Origin of the sequence: Dietzia sp. WMMA184 (genome assembly GCF_002441635.1) — a bacterium.
Lineage (GTDB): Bacteria > Actinomycetota > Actinomycetes > Mycobacteriales > Mycobacteriaceae > Dietzia > Dietzia kunjamensis.
Genome location: NZ_NXEI01000001.1, coordinates 303,837 through 329,648 on the forward strand (window position 1 = coordinate 303,837; position 25,812 = coordinate 329,648).

The following is a 25,812-nucleotide window of genomic DNA, read 5'->3' on the forward strand; positions in this document are numbered from 1 at the left end:
GCGGGTATGCGTCTCGCCCGTATCGCCCACCCGCAGGGATTCGCCTTCGTCGAGGTCCGCGGAGACATGTCCGACCCGTCCTCGCTGACCTGTGCCGAGATCTCCGAGCACCCCTTCGGTACCCCCGAGTTCACCGGCCGCGAATGGCCGCTGGCCGACGTGCGTCTGCTCGCCCCGATCCTGGCCTCCAAGATCGTGTGCGTCGGTAAGAACTACGCCGACCACGCCGAGGAGATGGGGTCGGAGGCCCCGGCCGAGCCCCTGATCTTCCTCAAGCCCAACACGTCGGTCGTCGGCCCCGAGGCGTCGATCGCCTACCCGCCGAGTTCGGAGCGGGTCGACCACGAGGGCGAGCTGGCCGTGGTGATCGGGCAGCCGTGCCGGGACGTCGCCGCCGCGCGGGCCCACGAGGTCATCCTCGGCTACACCTGCGCCAACGACGTCACCGCCCGCGACCAGCAGCTCTCGGACGGTCAGTGGACGCGGGGCAAGGGGTACGACACCTTCTGCCCGCTGGGTCCGTGGATCGTCACCGACCTGGACCCCAACGGGCTCGACGTCCGGGTCACCCTCACCCACCCCGACGGCACGTCCGAGGTGCGGCAGGACGGCAACACCTCCCAGTTCATGCACACCGTCGGCGAGATCGTCGAGTACGTCAGCCGGGTCATGACCCTCCTTCCCGGCGATGTGATCCTCACGGGTACCCCGGCAGGGGTCGGCCCGATGCTGCCCGGCGACCGTGTGACAGTCGAGATCGAGGGCATCGGCTCGCTGACGAACCCCGTCGTCGACCGGTAGGTCCGGGCGACCGGCGCCGACCATCGCTCTAGGACGCTCCGAACGCCCTCAGGATGGTGCGGAGTTTGGCGCCGGTCTCGGCGACCTCGTCGTCGGGTTGCGAGTCCGCGACCAGGCCGCCGCCGGCCCAGGCGATCGCTCCCGACCGGTCCGCGTCGATCTCGGCGCACCGGATGGTGACCATCCAGTCGCCGTCTCCGCCGGCGTCCGACCACCCGACGGCCCCGGCGTAGAATCCCCGTTCCCCTTCTATCGCGGCGATGAGCCTCCGGGCCTCGTCCGTCGGTGTCCCGCACACCGCCGGCGTGGGGTGCACGGCGAGGGCGAGGTCCAGCGAGGTGGTGCGGGGGTCGGCGACACGGCCCCGGATACGGGTCCCGAGGTGCCACATCTCGCGGGTGGACGTGAGAGTGGGGCGGTCGGGGATCTCCAGATCCGTGCACAGTGGTTGCAGGGCCCGTGCCAGCGACTCCACCACGAAGGCATGCTCCGAGGCGTCCTTGCCCGACGCCCGCAGGGCGCGGCCCGCGGCCTGGTCCGCGACAGGGTCGGTGGAGCGGGGCGCGGAGCCGGCCAGCGGGTGGCATTCCACCAGATCGCCGCGGCGGCGCACGAGGAGTTCGGGGCTCGACCCCACCAGGACGCGCCCGGCGTGGAGCCCGCCGGCGGGGGAGAGGTCGACGAGGTACCCGTCCGCCGCCGGGCTGGAGTCGATGAGTGCTGCGCACACGGCGTGGGGGTCGATGGGCTGATCGGCCGACAGCCGGACCGCCCTGGCCAGCACCACCTTGTCGATCTCGCCGGAGCGCACCCCCGCGATCGCGGTCGACACCCTGGCGCGGTGCTCCGAGGACGAGGGGATCTCCCGGGTGACGTGGGTGCGGGTGCGCATCCGGCGGAAGTAGGCGGGGGGCTCCAGTGGGCCGTCGACGCGCACCACCACGTCGGGTTCGACGAGGGCCGCGGGCGCGTCGGGCTCGAAACCGATCGCGCCCACGATCAGACCACTGGCGCCGGACCGCAGGGCCAGGGCCGCGTCCGCCGGATCCGTGAACGAGTTCAGGGCACCCTGGGTGCGCAGCGAGCCCGTCGGACGGGACAGCAGGAAGTCCGGGGCGGTCACCGGGCGCGCGACGTCGGGTTGGTGCCCAGACGCCACGGCACGCCTCCCTCGATTCGGACTCCTGCGTGGATCGCGCCTCCTCGGACGGCGGCCACGGGTACCCGCCGATCCTAGGCCGGTCCTCGCCGGGGGTGCGAGCCGGGACCGTCACTAGGATGGGCTCCATGACCGCCTCGAACGTCCGCGTCCGCTTCTGTCCGTCCCCCACCGGCACACCCCATGTGGGTCTCGTCCGTACGGCCCTGTTCAACTGGGTCCACGCCCGGCACACGGGCGGCACGTTCGTCTTCCGCATCGAGGACACCGACGCCGCCCGGGATTCGGAGGAGTCGTACCAGTCGCTCCTCGACGCCCTGCGGTGGCTCGGCCTGGACTGGGACGAGGGTCCCGAGGTGGGTGGCCCGTACGCGCCGTACCGCCAGTCCGAGCGGCGCGATCTGCACCTGGACGTGGTGCGCAGGCTGGTCGAGGCGGGGGAGGCGTACGAGTCGTTCTCCACCCCCGAGGAGGTCGAGGCCCGCCACCGGGCCGCCGGGCGGGACCCCAAACTCGGGTACGACGGGTTCGATCGCGACCTCACGGAGGACCAGAAGCAGGCGTTCCATGACGAGGGGCGCGGCGCGGTGATCCGGTTGCGGATGCCGGACGAGGATCTCGCCTGGGACGACCTGGTCCGCGGGGAGACCGTGTTCAGGGCGGGCACCGTGCCGGACTTCGCGCTCACGCGGGCCAACGGGATCCCGCTCTACACGTTGGTCAATCCGGTCGACGACGCACTGATGAAGATCACCCACGTCCTCCGGGGCGAGGATCTGCTCAGCTCCACCCCCCGACAGATCGCCCTCTACCGTGCCCTGATGCGGATCGGGGTGGCGGATGACGTCCCCGCGTTCGGGCACCTGCCGTTCGTCATGGGCGACGGCAACAAGAAGCTGTCCAAGCGTGACCCCGAGTCGGACCTGTTCCTCCACCGCGACCGCGGGATGTTGCCGGAGGGGTTGCTCAACTACCTGGCCCTGCTCGGGTGGGGGCTGTCGGATGACCGCGACGTGTTCTCCCTGCAGGAGATGATCGAGGCGTTCGACGTGCGCCAGGTGAACGCCAACCCGGCCCGCTTCGACCAGAAGAAGGCCGACGCGATCAATGCCGAGCACATCCGGCAGCTGCCGGCCGAGGAGTTCGCCCGCCGCCTGCGCGAGTACCTCGTCGCGCACCCCGACGAGGACGGGGTGACCCTGCCGGAGAGTTTCGACGCCCAGCGGTGGGCGATCGTGGCAGATCTCCTCCAGACCCGCATCGTCGTCCTGTCGGATGCGTGGAAGCTCATCCGGTTCCTCCTCGTGGACGAGGCCGGGTTCACCGTCGACGCCCAGTCTGCGGCAAAGAACCTCAAAGCGGAGTCCCGAGAGGTCGTGGACGTGGCGATCGCGGCGCTGGAAGCAGTCGAGGAGTGGACGACCCCGGCCATCGAGGCCGCACTGTCCGGCGCGCTGGTGGAGGACCTGGGCATCAAGCCGCGCAAGGCCTACGGGCCCGTGCGGGTGGCGGTCACGGGATCGCACATCTCGCCGCCGCTGTTCGAGTCGTTGGAGCTGCTCGGTCGGGAGGCCACACTGTCGCGGCTGCGGTCCGCGCCCGTCGCCGACTAGCTCGGGGTCCGGAAACAGACGGATTGACCGGGCGATTTGCTATTCACCCTCGGTGGTTTGATAGTCTCTTCGAGGCGCCCCGCGAGGGGCGGAAAAGTGAATGCAGTGGCCTATGGTGTAATTGGCAACACAGCGGTTTCTGGTACCGTCGTTCTAGGTTCGAGTCCTGGTAGGCCAGCTGAGCGCGTCGCAGCGCTCGCTACAGCGGATCCCACGCGGATCCGTGTCCTAGCCCCCGTCGTCTAGCGGCCTAGGACGCCGCCCTCTCACGGCGGTAGCGTGGGTTCGAATCCCATCGGGGGTACAGCAGAAGGCGCCCGGAGCACAACGCTCCGGGCGCCTTCCTCGTTGCGGGGGACGGGGGCGGATTCCAGGGATCGCGGTCGGCCGTCGGCCCCCGCATTCGCGTCGCCGTTCAGGCCGGGGCCCGGACCGGCCCGGTAACCCTGCCCCGCCCCCGGAGGCGGATGAGATGGCGGGCGTGCTCGTCCAGTGCGTGGTCCTCGGCGGACACCGGGGCCCACCGGGGCACCGGGGTGGGTCTCCCGTCCGGCCCGAGTGCCGCACAGACGGTCAGGCAGTGGGTGGTGAGCGTCCTCTCCGGAGAGGTGGCCTCTCCGGAGCTCACATGGACCGAGACGTGCATGGTCTCGTGACCCGTGTGCAGCAGACGGGCCTCCACCTCCACGACGTGGCCGATCTTCACCGGGTGGTAGAACCGGACACCGCCGGCGTACACCGAGGTGCAGGGGGTACCCGACCACCGGGTGGCGCAGAGGTTCGCCGCGTCGTCGATCCAGGACATGATGCGCCCGCCGTGCGCGTTGCCGCCCCAGTTGACGTCCCCGGGTGCCGCGAGGAACCGCAGGGTCGAACGAGGCGCTGTGCCCGCGGCGGAATAGGTCTGCTCCGCCATCGCCCGTTCGATGTCCTTGCGCAGCCCGATGCGCATGACAGCCTCGTCGGACTCGTGGACCTCCAGGCGGGACGCGGGCGTCCAGGGAGGTACGGGGGTGGGTGCGCCGTCGCGGACGGCGATGAAGACCACGAGGCACTCGGCGCAGTGCCGGTAGTCGAGCGTCACGGGATCGCAGGCCCGGACGTCGCACTGGATGTGCATCGACGTCGAACCCGTGTGGACGAGTCGGGCCGAGACCTCGATGAGTTCGCCGGAGACGACCGGGCGGGAGAAGCGGATGTTCCCGACATAGGCGGTGACGGCGTATCCGCCGGACCACCCCGCCGCCAGGGCGTAGGCGGCCTTGTCGATCCACTCGAGGATGCGGCCGGTGTGCACCTGCGTGCCCGTGCCGACATCGGTGGGCGCGGCGAGGAACCGCAGGACGGTCTGACGAGGTGTGGTCACGCTCCGCACGCTAGTGACGGCGCGTGACGGGACGGTTGCCGCGCGTACGGATTCCGTGACGGACTCCTCACCCCCGCGCCGACGGACGGTGAGCCGGGACGCGGGGGCGTGGGAGGAGAATCAGTCCACCGTCTCTTTGAGGGTGTCCTCGCGCACGAACAGCAGCAGCACCGTGGCGACCAGGATGAGCGGCACCACGACGTGGTAGATCGGCACCAACGCGTCGTTGTAGGAGCTGACGATCGCGTCGTGCAGGGGCCCGGGCAACGCGGCCAGGATCTCCGGGCTCATGGAGTTGGCCGCACCCGAACCGTTCGAGAAGGTCTCGGCCACCGCGGCGCCCTCGGGACCGAGTTCCGCGGCCGCGGCGGGGACCCGCTCGCCCATGAGATCGGCGAGCCGGCTGACGAACAGCGAACCCACGATCGCCGAACCCATGGTGCCGCCGATCTGGCGGAAGAAGTTGTTGGACGCCGTGGCGGTGCCGACCATCGTGATCGGGAAGGTGTTCTGCACGATCAGCACGAGCAGTTGCATGCACAATCCGAGACCGAAGCCGAACACGAACAGCACCACGCCCAGGTGCACCAGGGTGTCTCCGGCCTCCAGCGAACCGATGAGCCACAGGCCCGCGGCCATGATCACGGTGCCGACCACCGGGTACCACTTGTAACGGCCGGTCCGGCTGACGATGTTGCCCACGATGATGGACGTGCCCATCATGCCGGCCATCATCGGCGTCATCATCAGTCCGGCGGCGGTGGGGCCGAGCCCGTGGACCATCTGGATGTAGGTGGGCAGGTACGCCATGCAGCCGAACATCGCGACACCGACCAGGAGCCCGGCGCCGGTCGAGAGCGAGAAGTTCCGCTCGGCGAACAGCGTCATGGGGATCAGCGGGTGTTCCGAGCGCAACTCGACCAGGACGAACGCGACCGCGCACACGACGAACAGGGCGCCCATGCCGAGGATCATCGGGTCCGTCCAGTCGTACCGGTTACCGCCCCAGGAGGAGATGAGGATCAGAGCGGTGGTGCCGGTGGCCATGAGGACCGTGCCGGGCCAGTCGGTTCGTCGACCGGCGCCACGATTCGGCAGGCGGAGCCAGACCACGGCCACGACGAGGGCGACCAGGCACACGGGGAGGTTGAACCACAGGGCCCAGCGCCAGCCGGGGCCCTCGGTGAAGAACCCGCCGAGCAGGGGGCCCAGAACGGAGGACAGTCCGAAGACGGCGCCCAGCACGCCCATGTACCGGCCGCGCTGCCGGGCGGGGACGACGTCGGCGACGATCGCCTGGGAGAGCACCATGAGACCACCGCCACCGAGGCCCTGGATCGCGCGGGCCACGATGAGCAGGTCGATGTCCCACGCGACCGCCCCCAGAAGAGAGCCCGCCGAGAACAGGAGGATCGCGGTCACGAAGAGCGGCTTGCGGCCGATCTGGTCGCCGAGTTTGCCGTAGACCGGCAGGCCGATCGTCATGGTGAGCAGGTAGACGGTGATGACCCAGCTCATCCGGTCGACCCCACCGAGGTCGGCCACGATGGTCGGCAGTGCCGTGGCGAAGATCATCTGGCCCAGGGAGACGATGAGCATCCCGAGCAGCAGGGAGGTGAACACCAGCGGCACGTTGTGGGTCACCGGCGCCGGAGCCGCGGAGGTCGTGGTTCCCGGATCGGCGCCGGGGGAGGGCGCGGTAGTGCGGATATCGGTTTCGCTCATGCGGGACCCCCGGCGGGATGTGAGGCGGAGGGTGCGGTGGGCGCCGTGGCGGGGGGTGCGGTGGTGTCGGGTGCGGTGGTGTCGGGTGCTCCCGCGAGCAGGGCGAGTTGCCGCAACGCGGTGGCGCAGTCACCGTCGAGGTCCCCGAAGGTGGCGGAGTCGCGGGCGAGCCACGCGGACAGCCCGAGGTTCGCCGATGCCGCGACCAGGGCCACGTAGGCCCGGGCCTCGGCCTCGACCGCCACCCCGGCCAGCCGACGCAGCGACGGGTGCCGGTCGAGGTGCACGATGACCAGGTCGGTCAGTCGGAGTTGGAAGCGCGACGAGGCGGTCATCCGCGCGGCCGCCAGCTCGGGCTCGGCGCGGAAGATGGCCCGGCGGCGCTGGGCCAGCGTGGCGGTCTGGTCCCTGTCGGCGGTACGGGTCGCCGCGAAGGCGGCGAGGTAGAGACGGAGTAGCGCGTCGAGAACGCCCCCCTCGCCGCGGTCGAGGAAGGCGGCGCGGTCGGCCTCGGTGACGTCCTCGGGCGTGGCGCCGATGACGGCGGCCTCCTTGGAGGGCACGTAGTTGAAGAACGTCCGCTTGGAGATCTCGGCGGCGGCGCAGATCTGGTCGACCGTCACCGCGTCGAAGCCGTACTCGAGCACCAGGGAGGTCGCCGCGTTCTCGATGGACACCATGGTCGCGCGACGCTTCCGGTCGCGCAGTGAGTCGGGGTCGGGGGGAGAGGACATGCCGGTCACGATAGCCGCTTACTTCACCGAGTGCATCTTTACACCCGGTGCACGGGGTGATGTCGCGATTTGGTTCGTCGTCCACCATCCGGATATAGTGGTCGAGCGCCAAGCCCCCGTCGTCTAGCGGCCTAGGACGCCGCCCTCTCACGGCGGTAGCGTGGGTTCGAATCCCATCGGGGGTACAGGGGAGATGTCCCGGTTCGTCGGCAACGACGAGCCGGGACATCTCGCATTTGTGGCCGTGGCAGGATCACCGGGGTGATCTCTCGCCGTGACCTCCTCCGCCTGGCCGTCGGTGGCGGGTTGACCCTCGCGGGGCTCACCGCGTGCGGCCCGGGAGGGGGGTCGACGACGACGACGACACCGGCTCCGACGGCGAGCGACCCGCTGACTCCCCCCAGTCCGATCCGTACCCCCACACCGGACGCTCCGCCACGCCGCCTCATCGCGCTCTCCTCGGCCGACCTCGACGTCCTGCACGCCCTCGACCGTGAGCCCACCGCCGCGTGGGCCGTCGACGGGACGGGCCCGCGACCGTGGCGCGACCACCCGGCACCGCCGTCGCCGGAGTGGGACGGCCCCGGACTGCCGAGCCTGCGGTCGCTGCTGCCGTTCGGGGTGGACGCGTTCGTCCTGGTCGCGGCCGACGTCACCGGGCCCGAGCTCCGTGGGTACGAGCAGCTCGCCACGGTGATCGTCGACCCGCAGGGGAGACCCGGGTGGCGGGACCACCTCGATCTCGTGGCCGGGGCCGTCGACCGCGATCCCACCCCGGCAGCCGAGACGGCCAAGAAGGCGCTCGAGGAGTGGTCGGAGGGGCAGCGTCGCCTCGGGGTGGACGCCCTCGTCGTCGTCATCGGCACCGGCGCGCGGCCCGACACCCCCGTCGCCACCCTCGCGGCGACGTCGCCACTCGGCGCCGAGATCCGTGCGCTGGGCTTCGACGTGGACTCGCGCCCCGACCCCGTTCCGTACCGGGACCTCCGGCGGCCGGGCGTGCAGGTGGTGCGGGTGGACCCGCGCGACGACGATCTCGTGGCCGCGGCGCGCCAACCAAGCGTGGCCAGCCTGCCGTGGGCGCTCGAGCGGCTCACCCGCGGCCGGCGGCCCGCGTAGGGCCGGCGCGGCGGCGTCCCTGTCGACTAGAGCCGTTTGTGGATCGCATCGGCGGCGGCGAGCAGATCGGCCGCCCACTTCACGCCGGGGCGGCGACCGATGCGGTCGACCGGGCCCGACACGGAGATCGCGGCGACCACCGTGCCGGCGGCATCCCGGATCGGCGCGGAGATCGAGGCCACGCCCGCCTCCCGCTCGGCGACCGACTGCGCCCAGCCGCGCCGCCGGACGTCGGCGAGCTGGCGCTCGGTGTACGTGGCGTCGGCGAGCAGGGTGCGCTGGGTGGCGGGGTCGGCCCACGCCGCCAACACCTTCGCGCCCGAGCCCCGTGTCATGGGCAGGATCGCCCCGACGGGCACCGTGTCCCGCAGTCCCGTCGGTGGTTCCGCGGAGGCCACACAGATCCGGCGGTCACCGTCGCGCCGGTACACCTGCACGCTCTCCTCGGTCACCTCGCGCAGGCGGGGCAGCACGGAGGACGCGGCCTCGGCCAGGGAGTCCGACACGTGCGCGGCGAGCTTGGCCAGACCGGGCCCCAGGCTCCACACCCCGGCGTCGTCACGGGAGAGGAGTTGGTGGATCTCGAGCCCCACCGCGAGCCGGTGGGCGGTCGCGCGAGGCAGGCCCGTCCGCTCGCAGAGGTCGGCCAGGACGCACGGTTGCTCGGCCACGGCGTGGAGCACCGTCATCGCTTTGTCGAGGACCCCGATCCCGCTATACTGTCTCACAGTTCGACTATATCGTCCTACATGGTGAGAATCCATCGGATCCCATCAGGACGTGGAGTGGAGGCGTGATGAACGAGACCGTGTCCGGCGGCACGCGACCGCGGACCCTGGCCGAGAAGGTCTGGGACGACCACGTGGTGGTCGAGGGCGAGGGCGAGGGCGGGTCCCGGGGGCCCGACCTGCTGTTCATCGATCTCCACCTCGTCCACGAGGTCACCAGCCCTCAGGCCTTCGACGGTCTCCGCCTGGCCGGACGCCGGCTCCGCCGCCCGGACCTGACCCTGGCGACCGAGGACCACAACGTCCCGACCGACATCGTCGGCGGCGCGGTCAACCTCATCGCCGACCAGACCTCGCGGATCCAGATCGAGACGCTGCGTTCCAACTGCGAGGAGTTCGGTGTCCGGTTGTACCCGATGGGCGACCTCGAGCAGGGGATCGTCCACGTCGTGGGTCCGCAACTCGGCCTGACCCAGCCGGGCATGACCGTGGTATGCGGTGACTCGCACACCTCGACGCACGGGGCGTTCGGTTCCATCGCGATGGGCATCGGCACCTCCGAGGTCGAGCACGTCATGGCCACCCAGACGCTGGCCCTGCGCCCGTTCAAGACCATGGCCGTCACCGTCACCGGCGAGCTGCAGCCCGGCGTCACCGCCAAGGACCTCATCCTGGCCGTCATCGCCCAGATCGGCACCGGCGGCGGGCAGGGCTACATCATCGAGTACCGCGGCGAGGCCATCGAGAAGCTGTCGATGGAGGCGCGGATGACCATCTGCAACATGAGCATCGAGGCCGGTGCCAGGGCCGGCATGGTCGCCCCGGACCAGATCACCTACGACTACCTGCGCGGTCGCCCGCACGCGCCCGCGGGTGACGAGTGGGACGAGGCCGTGCGGTACTGGGACGGGCTCCGGACCGACGAGGACGCGGTGTTCGACACCGAGGTCGTCATCGACGGTGCCGCCCTCACCCCCTTCGTCACGTGGGGCACCAACCCCGGCCAGGGCGTGCCCCTGGGTGCGGCCGTCCCCGACCCCGAGTCGTTCACGGACGAGAGCGCGCGCATCGCCGCCGAGAGCGCACTGGAGTACATGGACCTCGAGGCCGGCACCCCGATGCGGGACGTGCCCGTCGACGTCGTGTTCGTCGGCTCGTGCACCAACGGTCGCATCGAGGACCTGCGCGCCGTCGCCGAGGTCGTCGACGGTCACACGGTGGCCGACGGGGTCCGGATGCTCATCGTGCCCGGCTCCATGCGCGTGCGCGAACAGGCCGAGGCGGAGGGGCTGGACAAGGTCTTCACCGCCTTCGGCGCCGAATGGCGCCAACCCGGCTGTTCGATGTGCCTGGGCATGAACCCGGACTCGTTGCTGCCGGGCCAGCGGTGCGCGTCCACATCGAACCGCAATTTCGAGGGCCGCCAGGGCAAGGGGGCCCGCACCCATCTGGTCAGTCCGTCGGTCGCCGCGGCCACCGCGGTGCTCGGACACTTCGCCTCACCCGTCGACCTCGAGCCCGCGAAGGGGGCCTGACACCTCATGGAGCCGATCACCACCCACACCGGCATCGGCGCCCCGCTGCGCCGCTCCAACGTGGACACCGACCAGATCATCCCGGCCGAGTACCTCAAGCGCGTCACGCGCACCGGCTTCGAGGACGGACTCTTCTCCTCCTGGCGGGGAGGCGAGCCCGACTTCGTCCTCAACCGGGCGCCCTACGACCGCGCCTCCGTCCTGGTCGCCGGACCGGACTTCGGAACCGGGTCCTCGCGCGAGCACGCAGTGTGGGCCCTGATGGATTTCGGGTTCCGTGTGGTCATCTCCTCGCGGTTCGCCGACATCTTCCGCGGTAACTCGGGGAAGTCCGGTCTCGTGGCCGCCCAGGTCGAGCAGGAGAACGTCGAACTCCTGTGGAAGGTCATGGACGAGCGACCGGGTATCGAGCTGACCGTCGACCTGGGGTCGCGCACCGTCACGGCCGGTGACGTCACGGTACCGTTCGACATCGACGACAACACCCGGTGGCGTCTCATGGAGGGGCTCGACGACATCGGCCTCACGCTGCGCGAAGCCCACCGGATCGAGGAGTTCGAGAGTCGGCGGCCCGCGTTCAAGCCGGTCACGACCCCGCGCTGATCGTGGGATAAGAAGTCGTTTCGGAGCAACCTCCGAAACACCCCCGTGTGGCGAAACCATGTGAGTATGCTTATGTCTAGTTCGGCGCGGACAGGTACCGCGCCCGCATACCTCACCCGAAGGGGGATCCCCACGTGAACAAAGCCGACCTGATCGCCGAACTGGCGGACCGGATGGGCGGAGATCACCAACTCGCCACCGAGGCCCTGGAGAACACTCTCGACATCATCGTCCGGACCGTCGCGTCCGGGGAATCCATCACCATCATGGGTTTCGGCATCTTCGAGAAGAAGTCCCGTGCGGCCCGGGTCGCCCGTAACCCCCATACCGGCGAGTCGATCCCGGTACCGCCGACCCACTCACCGGTGTTCCGGCCGGGCCAGTACTTCAAGTCCGTCATCCAGGGCACCGAGTCGCTCCCCGAGGACCGGCTCGCCGCGAAGCGCTCCAGCTCCCACCAGTCGTTCGGGGGCCTGCGCAAGAATGGTGTGAACCACCGCGAGAAGGTCAGCTGACCGACCGGCCCGCTACCGCAGCTCAGAACAGCGGTAGCGGGCTGGGGTAGTAGTCGGCGTAGGTCGGCCGCGTGCCGTCGAACCCCAGGGCCCACACGCCGGCCTTCTTGGTGGCGGCCTCGCCGACGTCGATGTCGGTCGAGCCCGCCAGGTCCCGGATCATCCCGGGGATGGCGGTTCCCTGCGAGGACACCACGGCGACGCCGTCGCCCGGGGCGATGGCGGCCAGCCGGGCCACGGCGGCTGCCGGGTCGTCGAGGTACGCCTCGTCGCTCAGCGCCGGTTCGATCGCGATCCCCACCCCGAGCTCGTCCGCCAGTGGCGCGAGTGTCTGTTCGCACCGGACCCTGGGCGCGCTGTACAACCGGGTCACGCCGAACGCCCGGAGCATCGGCACGAGCATCTCGGCCTGCGCCCGTCCGGACTTGTCGAGGGGACGCAGGTCGTCGTTCCCGCTCCACTGGCTCCTGCTGCCGGCCTTGGCGTGCCGGACGACGAGCAGGGTCTTTCCCTCGGGCGGGGCCGCGCAGAAGCGGGTGAGGATCTTACGGTCCAACGGGTAGGAGACCAGATCCTTGGCCTGCTCCACCGGGAGCCACCGGATCTCGTCGACCTCCGAGTTCGGCTCGAAGGTCCCCTCGCGGGCCATCGCCGACCAGTACGTGACCTCCTTGCGGGTGTTCTCCTTGAGGGGGTAGCCGGTGGTGCCGATGCGGGACTGCAGGACGGCGGTGAATCCCGTCTCCTCGGCGATCTCCCGGACAGCGGTGACCGGCAACGATTCGCCCGCGTCGACCTTGCCCTTGGGCAGGGACCAGTCGTCGTAGCGCGGGCGGTGGACCACCGCACACAGGCGCGAGTCGCCGTCCGTGAGGTACAGGACCGCACCCGCCGCCGGCACCACCCGGACCGTGGCCTTCTTGCTCATCGGTCCCGGAATCCCGCGTGCAGTGAGGCCGACCGCTCCTGATGGTCGACCGACTCGGCCCAGTCCTCCGGGGCGGGCATACGGGCCCAGCTGGCGTCGTGCCGGAGATGGAAGCTGCGCGTGGCCGGATCGAGGGCCGAGTCGAAGATGCGGTGGATCTGGGCCTTGAGCCGGGGATCGGTGACGGTGACCATCACCTCGACGCGGCGGTCCAGATTGCGGTGCATCATGTCCGCACTGCCGATGAGGGCCTCGTCGGCGCCCCGGAAGTGCAGGATCCGGGAGTGCTCGAGGAAGCGCCCGAGAATCGAGCGGACGTGGATGTTCTCGCTCAGGCCGGGGACGCCCGCCCGGAGGGAACAGATGCCACGGACCACGATGTCGACCGGAACCCCGGCCTGGGATGCGCGGTACAGGGCATCGATGACCTGCTCGTCGACCAGGGCGTTCGCCTTGAGCCGGATACCGGCCTCGCGTCCCTCGGCGGCCAGCTCGATCTCGCGGTCGATCCGCTCGACGATCCCCGACCGGATGCCCTCCGGCGCCACGAGGAGGCGGCGGTACTTGCTCACGTTGGAGAACCCGGTCAGGTGGTTGAACAGATCCGTCAGGTCCGACACGACGTCCTCGTCGGCGGTGAACAGGCCGACGTCCTCGTACAGGCGCGCCGTCTTGGGGTTGTAGTTGCCGGTACCGATGTGTGCGTAGCGCTGGAGCCGGTCGCCCTCCTTGCGCACCACGAGGCAGGTCTTGCAGTGGGTCTTCAGGCCCAGGAGGCCGTACACGACGTGGACTCCGGCCTGCTCGAGTTCGCGGGCCCACCGGATGTTGTTCTGCTCGTCGAAACGGGCCTTGATCTCCACCAGCGCGACGACCTGTTTGCCGGCCGCGGCGGCATCGACCAGCGCGTTGACGATGGGGGAGTCGCCGGAGGTCCGGTACAGGGTCTGTTTGATCGCCAGGACGTCGTCGTCGGCAGCGGCCTGTTCGATGAACCGCTGGACCGTGGTGGCGAACGACTCGTAGGGGTGCTCGACGAGGACGTCGCCCTCCTGGAGGGAGGCGAAGATGTTGCGGGCCGTCTCCCTCTCACCGAACGCCGGGGGAGTGGCCGGCACCATGGGCGGGTCCTTGAGATCCGGCAGGTCCAGCCCGTGGATCTGCCAGAGCCCCGTGAGGTCCAGCAGGCCCGAGAACCGGATGACGTCGGCCGAGTCCACGTCGAGCTCACGCTGCAGGATGCGGAGCATCCGCGGGGTGGTGTCCTCCGCTATCTCCAGCCGCACGGCCGATCCGAATCGCCGGCGGGCGAGTTCGCGCTCGAGTGCCTGCAGCAGGTCCTCGTCGCGGTCCTCCTCGACCTCCATGTCCGCGTTGCGGGTCACCCGGAACACGTGGTGCTCGACGACCTCCATGCCCTGGAACAGATCCTGGAGGTGCGCGGCGATGATGTCCTCGGCGGGGACGAACGCGTACTCGTCCGGGCCGCCGCGGTCGACCCGGACGAAGCGCGGGACGTTGTGCGGGATCTTCACCCGGGCGAAGTGCTCCTGGCCCGAGTCCAGGTCGCGGATGATCACCGCGAGGTTCAGGCTCAGCCCGGAGATGTACGGGAACGGGTGGGCGGGATCCACAGCGAGGGGCGTGAGGACGGGGAAGATCGAGTTCCGGAACAGCTCCGCGAGGGTGAAGCGTTCCTCGGCCGTGAGGTCGGCCCAGGGCAGGATCCGGATCCCGTGCTCCTCCAGTGCCGGGCGGATCTCGTCCTCGAACAGGCGGGTCTGTTCGTCGCACAGTTCCCGGGTCCGTCGGCTGATGCGGCCCAGCTGTTCGGCGGGGGTCTGGCCGTCCGCGGAGCGTACGGACAGTCCCGTCTTGTCGCGGCGCTGGAGACCGGCCACGCGGACCATGTAGAACTCGTCGAGGTTCGACGCGAAGATCGCGAGGAACTTGGCTCTCTCCAGCAGCGGGAGGTCCTTCTCCCCGGCGAGTGCGAGGACCCGGGCGTTGAAGTCGAGCCAGCTCAGTTCGCGGTTGAGGTAGCGGTCGCGGGGCCGGGGCAATCCCTGGAGGGCGGTCGGTTCGGCGGTCACGGGACCATTGTGGCCGATACCCCGGTCGCGTGGGCGAGGAGGCGGACGGAGGGGTCACGGAGGGCCCCGGCGGTGGCGGGACCGACGGACCGCCCCGGCAACCTCGCGAGATCCTCCGGGACGTCGACATCCCGGGAGGCGGCGGCCAGATCGCCCACCGCCGCGATCGGTACCGCGCCGCCCTCGTCGCGGTACCGAACGGCCGAATCGACACCGAACCGGCAGACACGGGGACCGGGCGCGCCGGTCCAGAACGCCATCGTGGTCCCGGCTCCGCGGTGGTCCGTGACCGTGGCGTGCGGGTGCCGGCCGGCGATGTCCAGGATCCGCGCGAGGTGCTCTGGTCGCAGTTCCGGGAGATCCGCCGCGACCACCCCGACCGGGCCCGGGACGTCGGCGAGTGCGTTGTCCAGGGCGAAATTGAGGGGGTCACCGTGGCGGGTGTCCGTACGGGCGGGTTCGTCGACGAACTCCGCCCCCGCCCCCGAGGCCAGTTCCTCCACACGGGGGTCGGCGGAGACGACGCGAACGCGGGCGACTCCCGGGGTCTCCCGGCAGGCGGCCAGGACGTCCACGGCCATCGCCACCACGAGAGCCCTCCTGCCGTCCGCGGTGAGTGCGGGCACCAACCGGCTCTTGGCGCGCTCGAGCGCCTTGACGGGGACGACGATCGTCCACCCGTCAGCCGTCGACCCGCCGTGCCCCGCTGTGCTCATCGCCCGCCATCCTGCCAGCCGGGCCTCACGAGCGTCCTCCGCCGGGTAGCGTTTGACCACGATCCGCCTGAGGGTGGCGGTCGGGAGCAGGTCGACGGTCGGGAGGCGATGATGGCGCGGATCGCGGTGATGGGTGCGGGGTCCTGGGGGACCGCGGTCGGCAAGGTTCTCGCCGACGCCGGATCCGAGGTCGTGATGTGGGCCCGTCGGGACGAGGTGGCAGCCGGGATCAACGACGCGCACTGCAACTCCAAATACCTCCCCGACATCGTGCTGCCGGCGACGGTCACCGCGTCGACCGACCCGGCGCGCGTCCTGGCCGGCGCCGAGGAGGTCGTGCTGGCGGTCCCGTCCCAGAGTCTGCGGGGCAACCTCGAGCACTGGGTCGACCACCTCGAGCCGGAGGCCGGGGTGATCTCGCTGGCCAAGGGCATCGAGACAGGGACCCTGATGCGCATCAGCGAGGTCGTCGCGGAGGTCACCGGGCTCGACGATCGCCGGATCGCCGCGCTGTCCGGCCCCAACCTCGCGAGGGAGATCGCGGAGGGGCAGCCCGCGGCGACCGTGATCGCCTGCACGGACGACGAGCGTGCGGCCCGGCTCCAGGACGCCTTCTCCACCCCCTACTTCCGCCCGTACACCAACACCGACGTCGTGGGCTGCGAGATCGGTGGCGCCACCAAGAACGTCATCGCCCTCGTGTGCGGCATCGCCACCGGGATGGGGCTGGGCGACAACACCATGGCCACCCTCGTCACCCGAGGGCTGGCCGAGACCACCAGGCTCGGCGTGGCGCTGGGCGCCAACCAGATGACGTTCGCGGGGCTGGCGGGCCTCGGGGACCTCGTGGCGACCTGCACCTCGCCCCTGTCCCGCAACCGGACCTTCGGCGAGCGTCTGGGCAGGGGAGAGACCCTGGAACAGGCCCAGCAGGCCACCAACGGCCAGGTCGCCGAGGGGGTCAAGTCGTGCACGTCGATCCGCGAACTGTCCCGCAGGGTCGGGGTGGAGATGCCGCTGACGGAGGCGATCCACGAGATCTGTCACGAGGGGGGCGACGCCGTCGAGGTGGCGGTGCGCCTCATGAGGCGGAGCACCAAGCCCGAGTAGCCTCGGCCCGGTGAATCGCATCACCGTTGCCGTCCTCTACGGCGGTCGCAGCTCCGAGCACTCCGTGAGCTGCGTCTCCGCCGGCGCCGTCATGTCGCACCTCGACCCCGCGATCTATGAGGTCATCCCCGTCGGGATCACCGAATCCGGGACGTGGACGCTCGGCCCGGAGGACGTGTCCGACCTGCGGATCGTCGATCGCAGCATGCCGGTCGTCGACCCGCACCGCCCCGGGGTCGCACTGGGGCTGTCCACCGACGACCGCGGGGTGCTGCGGTTCTCGGGCGGCGACCGGGCCGGGGAGGAACTCGCGCGGGTGGACGTCGTCTTCCCCGTCATGCACGGCACCCACGCGGAGGACGGGACCGTACAGGGGTTGCTCGAACTCTCGGGCATCCCCTATGTCGGCCCGGGCGTGTTCGCCAGTGCCGCCGGCATGGACAAGGAGTTCACCAAGGTCGTCCTCGGCGCAGCGGGCCTGCCGATCGGCCAGCAGGTCGTGCTCCGGCCGGGCACCGCGACGCTCCCGGCGCCGGACCTCGACCGCCTGGGGCTCCCCTTGTTCGTCAAGCCGGCCCGCGGCGGCTCGTCCATCGGCATCACCAAGGTGTCGCGGGCGGAGGAACTCGATGCGGCGATCACCGAGGCGCGACGCTTCGACCCGAAGGTGATCGTCGAGGCCGCGATCGTCGGACGCGAGGTCGAGTGCGGGGTCCTCGAGTACCCCGATGGCCGGGTGGAGGCGAGTCTGCCCGCCGAACTGCACATCCCCGGCGAGCCCACCGGCGGGGAGGGTGGGACCGAGGGGGACGCCTTCTACGATTTCGACACCAAGTACCTCGACGACGTGACCACCTTCGACCTGCCCGCCGATCTGTCGGACGAGGAGACCGGGCGACTGCGCGCACTGGCGGTGGAGGCGTTCCACGCGCTGGACGCCCGGGGGCTGAGTCGGGTGGACTTCTTCGTCACCGCCGACGGGCCGGTGATCAACGAGGTCAACACCATTCCCGGGTTCACCCCGATCTCCATGTACCCGCAGATGTGGGCGGCGACGGGCGTGGACTACCCGACCCTGCTCGACACCCTGGTGCGGACCGCGCTCGCCCGCGGCTGAGACGGTCGCACCCCGGCCCCGTCGGCCGGGTCAGCCGATCGGTGCGGGGTCCGGCTCGACGGCCTCGAGGCTCGCGGTGAGCGCGTCGGAGAGGTCCTGGATCGGGCCGGTTCCACTGCCGTCGGGCAGTGTCACCGCGACGAACTGCGGACGGTCGACGGCGACCCAGGTCGACGCGGTGACCGCCGGGTCCGGATCGGGCTCGTTGAACCACTGGACGCCGTTGACCTCCTGCAGGCCCACCCCCACCGTGAAGGTCGGCGGAGCCGGCAGTCCACAGCGGACGATCACCGGTTCGGCATCGGGCATCCGGTATGCCGCCGTCCCCTCCGGCGCCGGTTCGGCCAGAGCGACGCGGCCGGCCTCCCCGAGGGACTCCGGGAGCGACTCGATCAGTGCGGCGCACTCGTCAGACCCGGCTCCGGGCGAGGGGATGGGCACCGCGGCCACCGGCTCGCTCGCGGCCGCCTCCGTGGCCTCCTCACCCACCGAGCGGACCAGCACCAACACGACGGCGAGCATGACCAGCGGGACGACCACCGCGAGGACCACCACGATGGTCGACACGGGGACCGCCCGCGCACCCGGGGTACCGGTGTCCCGCGGGCCGGCGTCATACCGCCCGGCCGGGTCCGAATCCGTCGAAGCCACGTCGTGTCGTCCTTCCTCCCACGATCGGCCGCCGACTCGGGCGGCCGCTAACCTGACGGCAACGCTACAGACCCCCGCCGGTGTGCCCGGCGACGAGACACCACGGGAAGCAGAGGTGGCCGCCGTGTCCGACCGCGCCCTCACCGTCGCCGAGGCGGGCGAGGCCGCGGTGCTCGCCGTCCTGAGCGGCGCGGCCGGGCACGCCGGGGACGACCCGGTCGGCAACGGCGACGACGCCGCGGTCCTGGGACCCGCCGCCGCCACCGTGGTCACCACCGACATGCTCGTCGAGGGCACCCACTTCCGTCTCGACCTCACCGGCTGGGGCGACGTGGGCAGGCGCGCGGTGGCGCAGAACGTCTCCGACGTCCTGGCGATGGGGGCCGAGTGCACACGCGTGCTGGTCGCCCTCGCAGTACCGGCCGCGACGACGATGGGGCAGATCGCGGACCTTGCGGAGGGTGTTCACGGGGAGGCCGCACGATCCGGCGCCGTCGTGGTCGGCGGGGATCTCACCAGAGCGGACCTCGTCGTCGTCGGCGTGACGGCGATCGGCACCCTCCCGAACGGAGCCCGCCCCCTCCGGATCGACGGGGCGGAGCCCGGCGACACCGTCGCACTCACCGGCGCGCCCGGACGCTCGGCCGCCGGGCTGGCGCTGCTCCTGGCCGGGCACCCCGAAGGCCCGCTCCAGCGGTCGCACCGGGTACCCGTACCGCCGATCGGCTCCGGCACCGCCGCCCGACTGGCGGGCGCGCGGGCTCTCACCGACGTCAGCGACGGGCTGCTGCGCGACCTGTCGGGGCTCGCGCGGGCCTCGTGCGTCGCGGCCGACCTCGTCACCGATGCGCTGCCCGTCGACCCGGTCCTGGCCGAGGCCGCGGCAACCCTGGGCGTCGCGGACCCCGGGCGTCAGGTGCTGGACTGGGTCCTCGACGGTGGCGAGGACCACGGACTGCTCGGGACGTTCCCACCCGGGGCGGTGATCCCGCCCGGGTTCACGGCGATCGGCACCGTCCGGTCGGGAGAACCCGGCCTGGTCACCCTCGACGGTGAGCCCCGCACGCCGGGAGGCTGGGACTCCGCCCGCGGCGCGAACTAGGGTGATCCGCATGGCTGTCTACGCACTGGGAGACCTCGAACCCGACATCGCACCCGACGCCTGGGTGCACCCCGATGCGGTGGTCATCGGCCGGGTGACACTCGGCGCCGGCGCCTCGGTGTGGCCCACCGCCGTCCTGCGCGGCGACTACGGGCGCATCGAGATCGGCGCGATGAGCAATATCCAGGACGGCACGATCGTCCACTGCACGGCCACCGAACCGACGATCATCGGTGAACACTGCGTGGTGGGCCACAACGCGCACATCGAGGGGGCCACCATCGGGAACGGCGTCCTCATCTCGTCGGGCTCGATCGTGCTCAACGGTTCCGTGATCGGGGACGGGGCGGTCGTGGCCGCCGGCTGCCTGGTCCCGCCCCGGTTCGACCTCCCCGCCCGCCGCATGGCGATGGGGACGCCGGCGAAGATCCGCGAGGGCGTCGAGGTGGACCCCGCGATGCTCGAGGGCAACACACAGATGTACCACGACAACGCCCTGCGCTACCGCGCCGACCTGCGTCGGCTCGACTGACCGGTGGACGACCGACACACCCCGCCCGCACCGTTGTCCGACCTCCTCGACCCCGGCTGGGCACGCGCGCTCGCGCCGGTCGAGGAACGGATCCACCGGATGGGTGATTTCCTCCGCGCAGAGAACGCGGCGGGCCGGGGATACCTCCCCGCCGCCGACCGGGTGCTGCGCGCGTTCACCCAGCCGTTCGACGACGTGCGCGTGCTGATCGTGGGGCAGGACCCGTACCCGACGCCCGGCCACGCGGTCGGACTGAGCTTCGCGGTGAACGGCGACGTGCGTCCGCTCCCGCGAAGCCTGGTCAACATCTATCGCGAGTACACCGACGACCTGGGACTGGCGGCCCCCGGCCACGGCGACCTCGGGGCCTGGAGCCGGGCAGGGGTCCTGTTGCTCAACAGGGTGCTCACCGTCGCGCCCGGGGAGCCCGCCTCCCACCGCCGCAAGGGGTGGGAGGAGGTCACCGGGCGGGCGATCGAGGCCCTGGTCGAGCGGGATCGCCCGATGGTGGCGATCCTGTGGGGGCGCCATGCGCAGTCGCTGGCGCCGATGCTGGGGGACACCCCCGTGATCGCGTCCGCGCACCCCTCGCCGCTCTCGGCGTTGCGCGGGTTCTTCGGCTCACGGCCGTTCAGCCGCGCCGACGAGGAACTGAGGCGACTCGGTGCCGAGCCGATGGACTGGCGACTGCCAAAGGATCCGCTACAGATGTAGCGGACCCGGCCGGTCCACGACGTGGCGTTCCCGGCTCAGCCCCGTCCGAACTCCGGACGGCGTTTGGCGACGAACGCATCCACGCCCTCGATGCCGTCCGGCGAGACGGCGAGGCGGGCGATCGACTCGCGCTCGGCGTCGAGTTGATCCGACAGCGTGGCGTTCTCGGAGGCACGCAGGAGCGCCTTCGCGGCGGCGTGGGATTCGCGCGGTCCGGCCGCGAGACGCACTGCCAGAGACCGGGCGGCCTCCCGGACGTCGCCGTCGACGAAGGTCGTGAGCACGCCCAACTGGAAGGCGCGCTCACCGTCCATCGGCTCGTTGCCGAGGATGAACGCCCGCGCCGCGGGCTGACCGACCGCGCGCGGCAGGCGCCACGAGATCCCTCCGTCCGGCGACAGCCCGATGCCCGGGTAGGCCGCGAGCAGTCGGGTGTCGGGCCCGCCGACCGAGAAGTCCGCGGCCATGGCCAGCGAGGCGCCGGCGCCGGCCGCCCACCCCGCGACCGCGGCGACCACGGGCACGGTCACCTCGTCGAGCATCCGGACGACCCCGTGCAGCCGGTCCGCGAGCTCCCGCACGTGCTCCGAACGGTCCTCGGCCGCGGCGAAGCCCGGGACGTTGCCGCCGTTGCAGAAATTCTTGCCCAGGCCCACCAGCAGGACCGACCCGGCGTCGATCTCGCCGTCGAGGAGCGCACGGAGGGCGATGGCCGCCTGGTCGACCGCGTCGGAATCGAGTGAGTTGCCCTTGCCCTCCAGCGAGACCGGGAGCGTGAGTACCCCGTCGGTGAGAGTGACGAGGGGGGTGGCGGTGAGGTCTGCGGTCATCGTGGTGCTCCCGGGTCGTGTCGGCCGTCTCGGCTAGTCGGACGGCTGTCGCGTGCAGAGGGTACTAGGCTTGGCCGGGCCGACAGGGAAGATGGCCGCAGGGGTGGGCGTGCGGTGAGGAGGGGTGATGACGCAGGAGTCGACACGTGTCGAGGAACGTCCGTCGACCCTCGACGCGCACGGGCTGCTCACGTGGGCCCGGCGGTGCGTCGAGCAGCTCGCCGCCCGCCGCGAGGAGATCAACGCCCTCAACGTCTTCCCGGTCCCCGACGCCGACACCGGAACGAACCTGCTCTACACCATGCGGGCGGCCGTGGACCGGGCCGAGGGCGAGGACGCGTGGATCTCCGAGGGCGGGGGCACCGCCGGCGCCCGCGAGATCGCCGTCGCGCTGGGCCACGGGGCCGTGCACGGTGCGCGGGGGAACTCCGGCGTGATCCTGTCGCAGGTGTTGCGGGCGGTCGGCGAGGCGGCGACCTTCACCGTGGTCGACGCCTCCACCTACCGGCGCGCACTGCGGACCGCGGTGACCCTCGTGGACCACGCGTTGAGCGAGCCGGTCGAGGGGACCATCGTCACGGTCCTGCGGGAGGCCGCGACCGCGGCCGGGCGGTCCTCCGCCTCCTCGTTGGTCGAGGTGGCCCGCGTGGCCGCCGACGCCGGCGCCGAGGCGCTCGACAGGACCACGTCACAACTGCCCGCGCTGAGCAGGGCCGGCGTCGTCGACGCCGGCGGGCGTGGGCTGCTCGTCCTGCTGGACGCCATGGTCGAGATCCTGGCGGGTCAGACCCCCGAACGGCCGGACTACTTCATCCCGAAGGACGGCGCAGAGGCGTCGTCAACGCCCGGGCACGATACGGACGAACCGCACGAGGACGCCGGGACCCGCTACGAGGTGATGTACTCCCTCACCCACTCCGACGACGCGCGCGCCGACGAGCTGCGGACCGCACTCCGGATGGTGGGCGACAGCGTGGGTGTCGTCGGCGACGGTGGCTCCGGAGCCAACGCCAGGTGGGCGGTGCACGTCCACACCGACGACATCGGCGCCGCGATCGAGGCGGCCCTGTCGCTCGGGCGGGTCACCGAGATCCGGGTGACCGACATGCTCGACCCCGTGGGCGATCGACCCGGGCAGCACCGGGCCCACGACGCCGGGGACCCGCACGGTTCGGACCCGCGAACCGGCGACCCCGGGCTGCGCAAGGTCGTCGCCATCGTGCCGGAGGGGCCGCTGGCCGACCTGTTCTCCGAGGCCGGGGCGGAGACCGTCGACCCCGGGGACGACGGGGAGGGCGTGATCGACGCGGTGCTCGCCGTCGACGCCGACGAGCTCCTCGTCCTCCCCAACGGCGAACTGTCCCGCGACCAGATCGGCGCCATCGACGCCGCGCTGCGCGACGGCGAGGGTCACGCACTGATCCTGCCGACCGGATCCGTGGTCCAGGGCCTGGCCGCCCTGGCGGTGCACGACCCCACAACCACCCTGTCGCTGGACGGGTTCTCCATGGCCGACGCCGCGGCCGGGACCCGGCACGCCCACCTGATCCGGGCGGAGCAGGACGCGCTGACCCTGGTGGGTCGGTGCACTGCCGGCGACCTGCTCGGCGTGGTGGGGCACGACGTCGCACTGATCGAGTCCGACGCGGTCGACGCGGTGTGTGCGCTCGTCGACCGGGTGCTGTCCTCCGGAGGCGAACTCGTCACCGTACTGTTCGGTGACGCCTACGACGAGGCGGCGACCGAGTCGGCGCTGTCCCGCGTGCGGTCTTCCCACCCCGACATCGAGGTGGTCGGGTACGCCGCCGGCCCCGGGCGGGCCGTGGCCCAAGTCGGGGTCGAATGACCTCTCTGGCCACCACGGACACCCCGCTCGCCGAGGTTCTCGACCCCGGGCTGGCGGAGCGCATCACCGCCGCGTTCGGGCACCGCAGCGTCGGCGACCTGTTGCACACTCTGCCGCGCCGCTACCGGCAGCACGGGCAGCGCTACGACAAGCGGGAACTGGTCGACGGCGAGCGGGTCACGGTGATCGGCAAGGTCACCACCGCGCAGACCCGCACCTACCAGACCAAGCAGCGGCAGACGCGGGAGATGCTCACGCTGACGGTCGAGGACGGCGACACCACGTTCCGGGTCGTGTTCTTCGCCGGGCGCAAGATCAAGTTCATGCTCCCGGTGGGGACGCTGGCGATGTTCGACGGCACCGTTTCCCGCTTCCGCCGGTCACTGGACCTCAAGCATCCCGAGTTCCTCGTCCTGCGTCCGGTGACCGGCCCCGGCGGCCAGCTCAAGGGGTCCGGCGACCTCGCGGCGCTGGCCCGCCTGGCCGCGGAGATCGACGCCGAGGGCGGACCGAGCCTGTTCGACCGGCCACTGCTGCCCGTGTACGCGGCCAAGGAGGGGGTCACCTCCTGGGACCTGCTCGGCGCGGTGGTCACCACCCTGCGGGCGTTGGTGCCGGTGGTCGACCCGCTCGACGACACGGTCCGGTCGGTGGCGGGCCTCATGGACCTCGACGAGGCACTGCGTAAGGCCCACCTACCCGAGAACTCCCGGGACAAGGATCGGGCCGGGTACCGGCTGCGCTTCGACGAGGCACTCGCGCTGCAGTTGCTGCTCGGCGCCAGGCGCCGGTTCGTCGCGCGGGACCCGGCGCCGGCCAGCCCGGTGCGCGGGGACGGGCTCCGCGCGGCCATGGAGGCCCGGATGCCGTTCGAGCTCACCGGCGGACAGGCGTCGGTACTGGAGGAGATCTCGGCGGACCTGACCCGTGACGAGCCCATGAACCGGCTCCTGCAGGGCGAGGTCGGCTCGGGCAAGACCGTGGTGGCGTTGTTGGCGATGCTCCAGGTGGTCGACGCCGGGCGGCAGTGCGTGATGCTGGCCCCCACCGAGGTCCTGGCGGTCCAGCACCACCGTTCACTGACTGCGATGCTCGGCGATCTCGGTGAGCGCGGCAGGTTGGGAGCGGCCGAGCAGGCCACCCGCGTGGTGCTGCTCACCGGGTCGATGTCCACGGCCCAGCGGCGCGCGGCCCTGCTCGACATCGTCACCGGGGAGGCCGGGATCATCGTGGGGACCCACGCGTTGATCCAGGACACGGTGGACTTCTTCGACCTCGGCTTGGTGGTGGTCGACGAGCAGCACCGCTTCGGCGTTCGGCAACGCGACCGACTGCGCGCCAAGGGGCGCGAGGGACTGGTTCCCCACCTGTTGGTGATGACCGCGACCCCGATCCCGCGGACCATCGCCATGACCGTGTTCGGGGACCTGGAGGTGTCCGAGCTCCAGGAGCTCCCCGGGGGGCGTCGCCCCATCTCCACCTCCGTCGTCCCGGCGAGGGAGAAGCCGCGGTGGCTCCAGCGGACCTGGGAGCGGGTGCGCGAGGAGGTGGAGGCCGGCCACCGTGCGTACGTGGTGTGCGCGCGAATCGACGCCGACGACCCCGAGAAGGGCGGCGGCGCCGACAAGGGCGACGACGACAACGGCAGCGACCGACCGCCGTTGGCCGCTGCCGTGGACCTGCACGAGCACCTCTCCACCGGGCCCCTGGCGGGACTGAGGATCGGACTCATGCACGGCCGACTCCCGCCGGAGGAGAAGGACGCCACCATGGCGGCGTTCGCGGCCGGCGCTCTAGACGTCCTCGTCTCCACGACCGTGATCGAGGTCGGTGTGGACGTTCCCCAGGCCACCGTCATGGTGGTCATGGACGCCGAGCGCTTCGGCGTGAGTCAGCTGCACCAGCTGCGTGGCCGCGTCGGTCGGGGCGGACTGCCCGGCCTGTGCCTGCTGGTGACCAACTCCCGCACCGGGGGTCGCTCGATGGAGCGGCTCGATGCCGTGGCGGCCACGACGGACGGCTTCGTGCTGGCGCAGTTGGACCTGGTGCAGCGCCGCGAGGGCGATGTCCTCGGAGACGCCCAGTCCGGCGCCCTCTCGGCGTTGCGGTTGCTGTCGGTGGTGGACGACGGTGAGGTGATCGAGATCGCCCGGCGCCACGCCGAACAGATCCTGGAGTCCGACCCGGGGCTGCACGCCCACCCGGCGCTCGCGGAGCGGGTCCGCCGCCTGGCCGGTTCCGAGGAATCCGACTACCTGTTCAGATACTGACCCAC

At 71.3% G+C, this 25,812-nt stretch carries 23 protein-coding genes and 3 tRNA genes; 16 read left to right on the forward strand and 10 right to left on the reverse strand.

Going from position 1 to position 25,812, the window contains the following annotated elements:
• Nucleotides 1-6: 6 nt before the first annotated feature.
• Nucleotides 7-801: a fumarylacetoacetate hydrolase family protein gene (locus CK206_RS01375; RefSeq protein ID WP_067718227.1), complete on the forward strand. Its 795-nt coding sequence runs from the start codon at nt 7-9 to the stop codon at nt 799-801.
• Nucleotides 802-829: 28 nt separating this feature from the next.
• Here CK206_RS01375 and CK206_RS01380 read toward each other — a convergent pair whose 3' ends face one another.
• Nucleotides 830-1,960: an isochorismate synthase MenF gene (locus CK206_RS01380; protein WP_096905290.1), complete on the reverse strand. Its 1,131-nt coding sequence runs from the start codon at nt 1,958-1,960 to the stop codon at nt 830-832.
• Between the two features lie 128 nt (nt 1,961-2,088).
• Between CK206_RS01380 and gltX the strand changes: the two genes are divergently transcribed.
• The 3 genes from gltX to CK206_RS01395 all read left to right on the forward strand — a co-directional run bounded on the left by gltX (nt 2,089) and on the right by CK206_RS01395 (nt 3,877).
• Nucleotides 2,089-3,573 (forward strand): glutamate--tRNA ligase, encoded by a 1,485-nt coding sequence (gene gltX / locus CK206_RS01385; RefSeq protein WP_096905291.1) that lies wholly within the window; start codon nt 2,089-2,091, stop codon nt 3,571-3,573.
• Between the two features lie 106 nt (nt 3,574-3,679).
• Nucleotides 3,680-3,751, forward strand: a tRNA-Gln gene (locus tag CK206_RS01390).
• A gap of 53 nt (nt 3,752-3,804) precedes the next feature.
• Nucleotides 3,805-3,877: transfer RNA gene (locus tag CK206_RS01395), tRNA-Glu, on the forward strand.
• A gap of 111 nt (nt 3,878-3,988) precedes the next feature.
• Here CK206_RS01395 and CK206_RS01400 read toward each other — a convergent pair.
• The 3 genes from CK206_RS01400 to CK206_RS01410 form a co-directional block, all read right to left on the reverse strand.
• Nucleotides 3,989-4,939 (reverse strand): acyl-CoA thioesterase, encoded by a 951-nt coding sequence (locus tag CK206_RS01400; protein ID WP_069390252.1) that lies wholly within the window; start codon nt 4,937-4,939, stop codon nt 3,989-3,991.
• Nucleotides 4,940-5,059: 120 nt separating this feature from the next.
• Nucleotides 5,060-6,664: an MDR family MFS transporter gene (locus CK206_RS01405; RefSeq protein ID WP_096905292.1), complete on the reverse strand. Its 1,605-nt coding sequence runs from the start codon at nt 6,662-6,664 to the stop codon at nt 5,060-5,062.
• Nucleotides 6,661-7,398, reverse strand: coding sequence for a TetR family transcriptional regulator (locus CK206_RS01410; protein WP_096905293.1), 738 nt, complete (start codon nt 7,396-7,398; stop codon nt 6,661-6,663). The genes CK206_RS01405 and CK206_RS01410 overlap by 4 nt, the downstream gene beginning before the upstream one ends.
• Before the next feature lie 112 nt (nt 7,399-7,510).
• Here CK206_RS01410 and CK206_RS01415 point away from each other — a divergent pair.
• Together CK206_RS01415 and CK206_RS01420 are read left to right on the forward strand one after the other, a co-directional pair.
• Nucleotides 7,511-7,583, forward strand: a tRNA-Glu gene (locus tag CK206_RS01415).
• 76 nt (nt 7,584-7,659) lie between these two features.
• A complete protein-coding gene (locus CK206_RS01420) occupies nt 7,660-8,517 on the forward strand; it encodes an ABC transporter substrate-binding protein (protein WP_096905294.1) in 858 nt (285 codons plus the stop codon).
• Nucleotides 8,518-8,543: 26 nt separating this feature from the next.
• Here the strand turns inward: CK206_RS01420 and CK206_RS01425 are convergent, their stop codons facing one another.
• On the reverse strand, nt 8,544-9,245 hold the full coding sequence (locus CK206_RS01425; RefSeq protein ID WP_067717512.1) for an IclR family transcriptional regulator: 702 nt from the start codon (nt 9,243-9,245) through the stop codon (nt 8,544-8,546).
• 68 nt (nt 9,246-9,313) lie between these two features.
• Between CK206_RS01425 and leuC the strand changes: the two genes are divergently transcribed.
• The 3 genes from leuC to CK206_RS01440 all read left to right on the forward strand — a co-directional run bounded on the left by leuC (nt 9,314) and on the right by CK206_RS01440 (nt 11,898).
• On the forward strand, nt 9,314-10,780 hold the full coding sequence (gene leuC / locus CK206_RS01430; RefSeq protein WP_067717515.1) for a 3-isopropylmalate dehydratase large subunit: 1,467 nt from the start codon (nt 9,314-9,316) through the stop codon (nt 10,778-10,780).
• A gap of 6 nt (nt 10,781-10,786) precedes the next feature.
• Nucleotides 10,787-11,383 carry a 3-isopropylmalate dehydratase small subunit gene (leuD, locus tag CK206_RS01435; protein WP_096905295.1) on the forward strand — a complete coding sequence of 199 codons (597 nt, stop codon included), beginning with the start codon at nt 10,787-10,789 and terminating at the stop codon, nt 11,381-11,383.
• A gap of 134 nt (nt 11,384-11,517) precedes the next feature.
• Entirely contained in the window at nt 11,518-11,898 is a 381-nt protein-coding gene (locus CK206_RS01440; protein WP_067717527.1) for an HU family DNA-binding protein, read from the forward strand.
• 22 nt (nt 11,899-11,920) lie between these two features.
• Here the strand turns inward: CK206_RS01440 and CK206_RS01445 are convergent, their stop codons facing one another.
• From CK206_RS01445 to cofC, 3 genes are read right to left on the reverse strand one after another with little or no spacing between them, the layout of a single operon-like run.
• Entirely contained in the window at nt 11,921-12,826 is a 906-nt protein-coding gene (locus tag CK206_RS01445) for an NUDIX hydrolase (RefSeq protein WP_096905296.1), read from the reverse strand.
• On the reverse strand, nt 12,823-14,919 hold the full coding sequence (locus CK206_RS01450) for an RNA degradosome polyphosphate kinase (RefSeq protein WP_096905297.1): 2,097 nt from the start codon (nt 14,917-14,919) through the stop codon (nt 12,823-12,825). Before CK206_RS01450 ends, CK206_RS01445 begins: the two co-directional genes overlap by 4 nt.
• The gene (gene cofC / locus CK206_RS01455) at nt 14,916-15,635 is read right to left on the reverse strand and encodes a 2-phospho-L-lactate guanylyltransferase (RefSeq protein ID WP_096905298.1); all 720 of its coding nucleotides are present in this window, start codon (nt 15,633-15,635) and stop codon (nt 14,916-14,918) included. Before cofC ends, CK206_RS01450 begins: the two co-directional genes overlap by 4 nt.
• Before the next feature lie 111 nt (nt 15,636-15,746).
• Between cofC and CK206_RS01460 the strand changes: the two genes are divergently transcribed.
• Both CK206_RS01460 and CK206_RS01465 read left to right on the forward strand, forming a co-directional pair.
• Nucleotides 15,747-16,745 (forward strand): NAD(P)H-dependent glycerol-3-phosphate dehydrogenase, encoded by a 999-nt coding sequence (locus tag CK206_RS01460; RefSeq protein WP_096907217.1) that lies wholly within the window; start codon nt 15,747-15,749, stop codon nt 16,743-16,745.
• A gap of 10 nt (nt 16,746-16,755) precedes the next feature.
• Entirely contained in the window at nt 16,756-17,862 is a 1,107-nt protein-coding gene (locus CK206_RS01465; protein ID WP_096905299.1) for a D-alanine--D-alanine ligase family protein, read from the forward strand.
• 30 nt (nt 17,863-17,892) lie between these two features.
• On the opposite strand, the gene CK206_RS01470 is transcribed toward CK206_RS01465, so the two are convergent.
• Nucleotides 17,893-18,513, reverse strand: coding sequence for a DUF3515 domain-containing protein (locus tag CK206_RS01470; protein ID WP_096905300.1), 621 nt, complete (start codon nt 18,511-18,513; stop codon nt 17,893-17,895).
• A gap of 124 nt (nt 18,514-18,637) precedes the next feature.
• On the opposite strand from CK206_RS01470, the gene thiL reads away from it, so the two are divergent.
• Genes thiL through CK206_RS01485 form a run of 3 tightly spaced genes read left to right on the forward strand, consistent with a single transcriptional unit; the run spans nt 18,638 to nt 20,861 of the window.
• Nucleotides 18,638-19,615, forward strand: coding sequence for a thiamine-phosphate kinase (thiL, locus tag CK206_RS01475; protein ID WP_254050444.1), 978 nt, complete (start codon nt 18,638-18,640; stop codon nt 19,613-19,615).
• A gap of 10 nt (nt 19,616-19,625) precedes the next feature.
• The gene (locus CK206_RS01480; protein WP_096907218.1) at nt 19,626-20,147 is read left to right on the forward strand and encodes a gamma carbonic anhydrase family protein; all 522 of its coding nucleotides are present in this window, start codon (nt 19,626-19,628) and stop codon (nt 20,145-20,147) included.
• Between the two features lie 3 nt (nt 20,148-20,150).
• Complete coding sequence (locus CK206_RS01485; RefSeq protein ID WP_096905302.1) at nt 20,151-20,861, forward strand: uracil-DNA glycosylase; 711 nt, start codon at nt 20,151-20,153, stop codon at nt 20,859-20,861.
• A 35-nt stretch (nt 20,862-20,896) separates the two neighbouring features.
• Here the strand turns inward: CK206_RS01485 and CK206_RS01490 are convergent, their stop codons facing one another.
• Complete coding sequence (locus tag CK206_RS01490; RefSeq protein ID WP_096905303.1) at nt 20,897-21,691, reverse strand: enoyl-CoA hydratase/isomerase family protein; 795 nt, start codon at nt 21,689-21,691, stop codon at nt 20,897-20,899.
• Between the two features lie 127 nt (nt 21,692-21,818).
• On the opposite strand from CK206_RS01490, the gene CK206_RS01495 reads away from it, so the two are divergent.
• Together CK206_RS01495 and recG are read left to right on the forward strand one after the other, a co-directional pair.
• Nucleotides 21,819-23,537 carry a DAK2 domain-containing protein gene (locus tag CK206_RS01495; RefSeq protein WP_096905304.1) on the forward strand — a complete coding sequence of 573 codons (1,719 nt, stop codon included), beginning with the start codon at nt 21,819-21,821 and terminating at the stop codon, nt 23,535-23,537.
• Nucleotides 23,534-25,807: an ATP-dependent DNA helicase RecG gene (recG, locus tag CK206_RS01500; RefSeq protein ID WP_096905305.1), complete on the forward strand. Its 2,274-nt coding sequence runs from the start codon at nt 23,534-23,536 to the stop codon at nt 25,805-25,807. Before CK206_RS01495 ends, recG begins: the two co-directional genes overlap by 4 nt.
• The last annotated feature ends 5 nt before the right edge of the window (nt 25,808-25,812 follow it).

Bases quoted from the DNA above. Each gene is read 5' to 3' on its own strand.
- cofC (WP_096905298.1), bottom strand. From the start codon at position 15,635: ATGAGCACAGCGGGGCACGGCGGGTCGACGGCTGACGGGTGGACGATC.
- recG (WP_096905305.1), top strand. From the start codon at position 23,534: ATGACCTCTCTGGCCACCACGGACACCCCGCTCGCCGAGGTTCTCGAC.
- leuD (WP_096905295.1), top strand. From the start codon at position 10,787: ATGGAGCCGATCACCACCCACACCGGCATCGGCGCCCCGCTGCGCCGC.
- leuC (WP_067717515.1), top strand. From the start codon at position 9,314: ATGAACGAGACCGTGTCCGGCGGCACGCGACCGCGGACCCTGGCCGAG.
- CK206_RS01490 (WP_096905303.1), bottom strand. From the start codon at position 21,691: ATGACCGCAGACCTCACCGCCACCCCCCTCGTCACTCTCACCGACGGG.
- CK206_RS01460 (WP_096907217.1), top strand. From the start codon at position 15,747: ATGGCGCGGATCGCGGTGATGGGTGCGGGGTCCTGGGGGACCGCGGTC.
- CK206_RS01410 (WP_096905293.1), bottom strand. From the start codon at position 7,398: ATGTCCTCTCCCCCCGACCCCGACTCACTGCGCGACCGGAAGCGTCGC.
- CK206_RS01405 (WP_096905292.1), bottom strand. From the start codon at position 6,664: ATGAGCGAAACCGATATCCGCACTACCGCGCCCTCCCCCGGCGCCGAT.
- gltX (WP_096905291.1), top strand. From the start codon at position 2,089: ATGACCGCCTCGAACGTCCGCGTCCGCTTCTGTCCGTCCCCCACCGGC.
- CK206_RS01375 (WP_067718227.1), top strand. From the start codon at position 7: ATGCGTCTCGCCCGTATCGCCCACCCGCAGGGATTCGCCTTCGTCGAG.
- CK206_RS01480 (WP_096907218.1), top strand. From the start codon at position 19,626: ATGGCTGTCTACGCACTGGGAGACCTCGAACCCGACATCGCACCCGAC.
- CK206_RS01445 (WP_096905296.1), bottom strand. From the start codon at position 12,826: ATGAGCAAGAAGGCCACGGTCCGGGTGGTGCCGGCGGCGGGTGCGGTC.
- CK206_RS01495 (WP_096905304.1), top strand. From the start codon at position 21,819: ATGACGCAGGAGTCGACACGTGTCGAGGAACGTCCGTCGACCCTCGAC.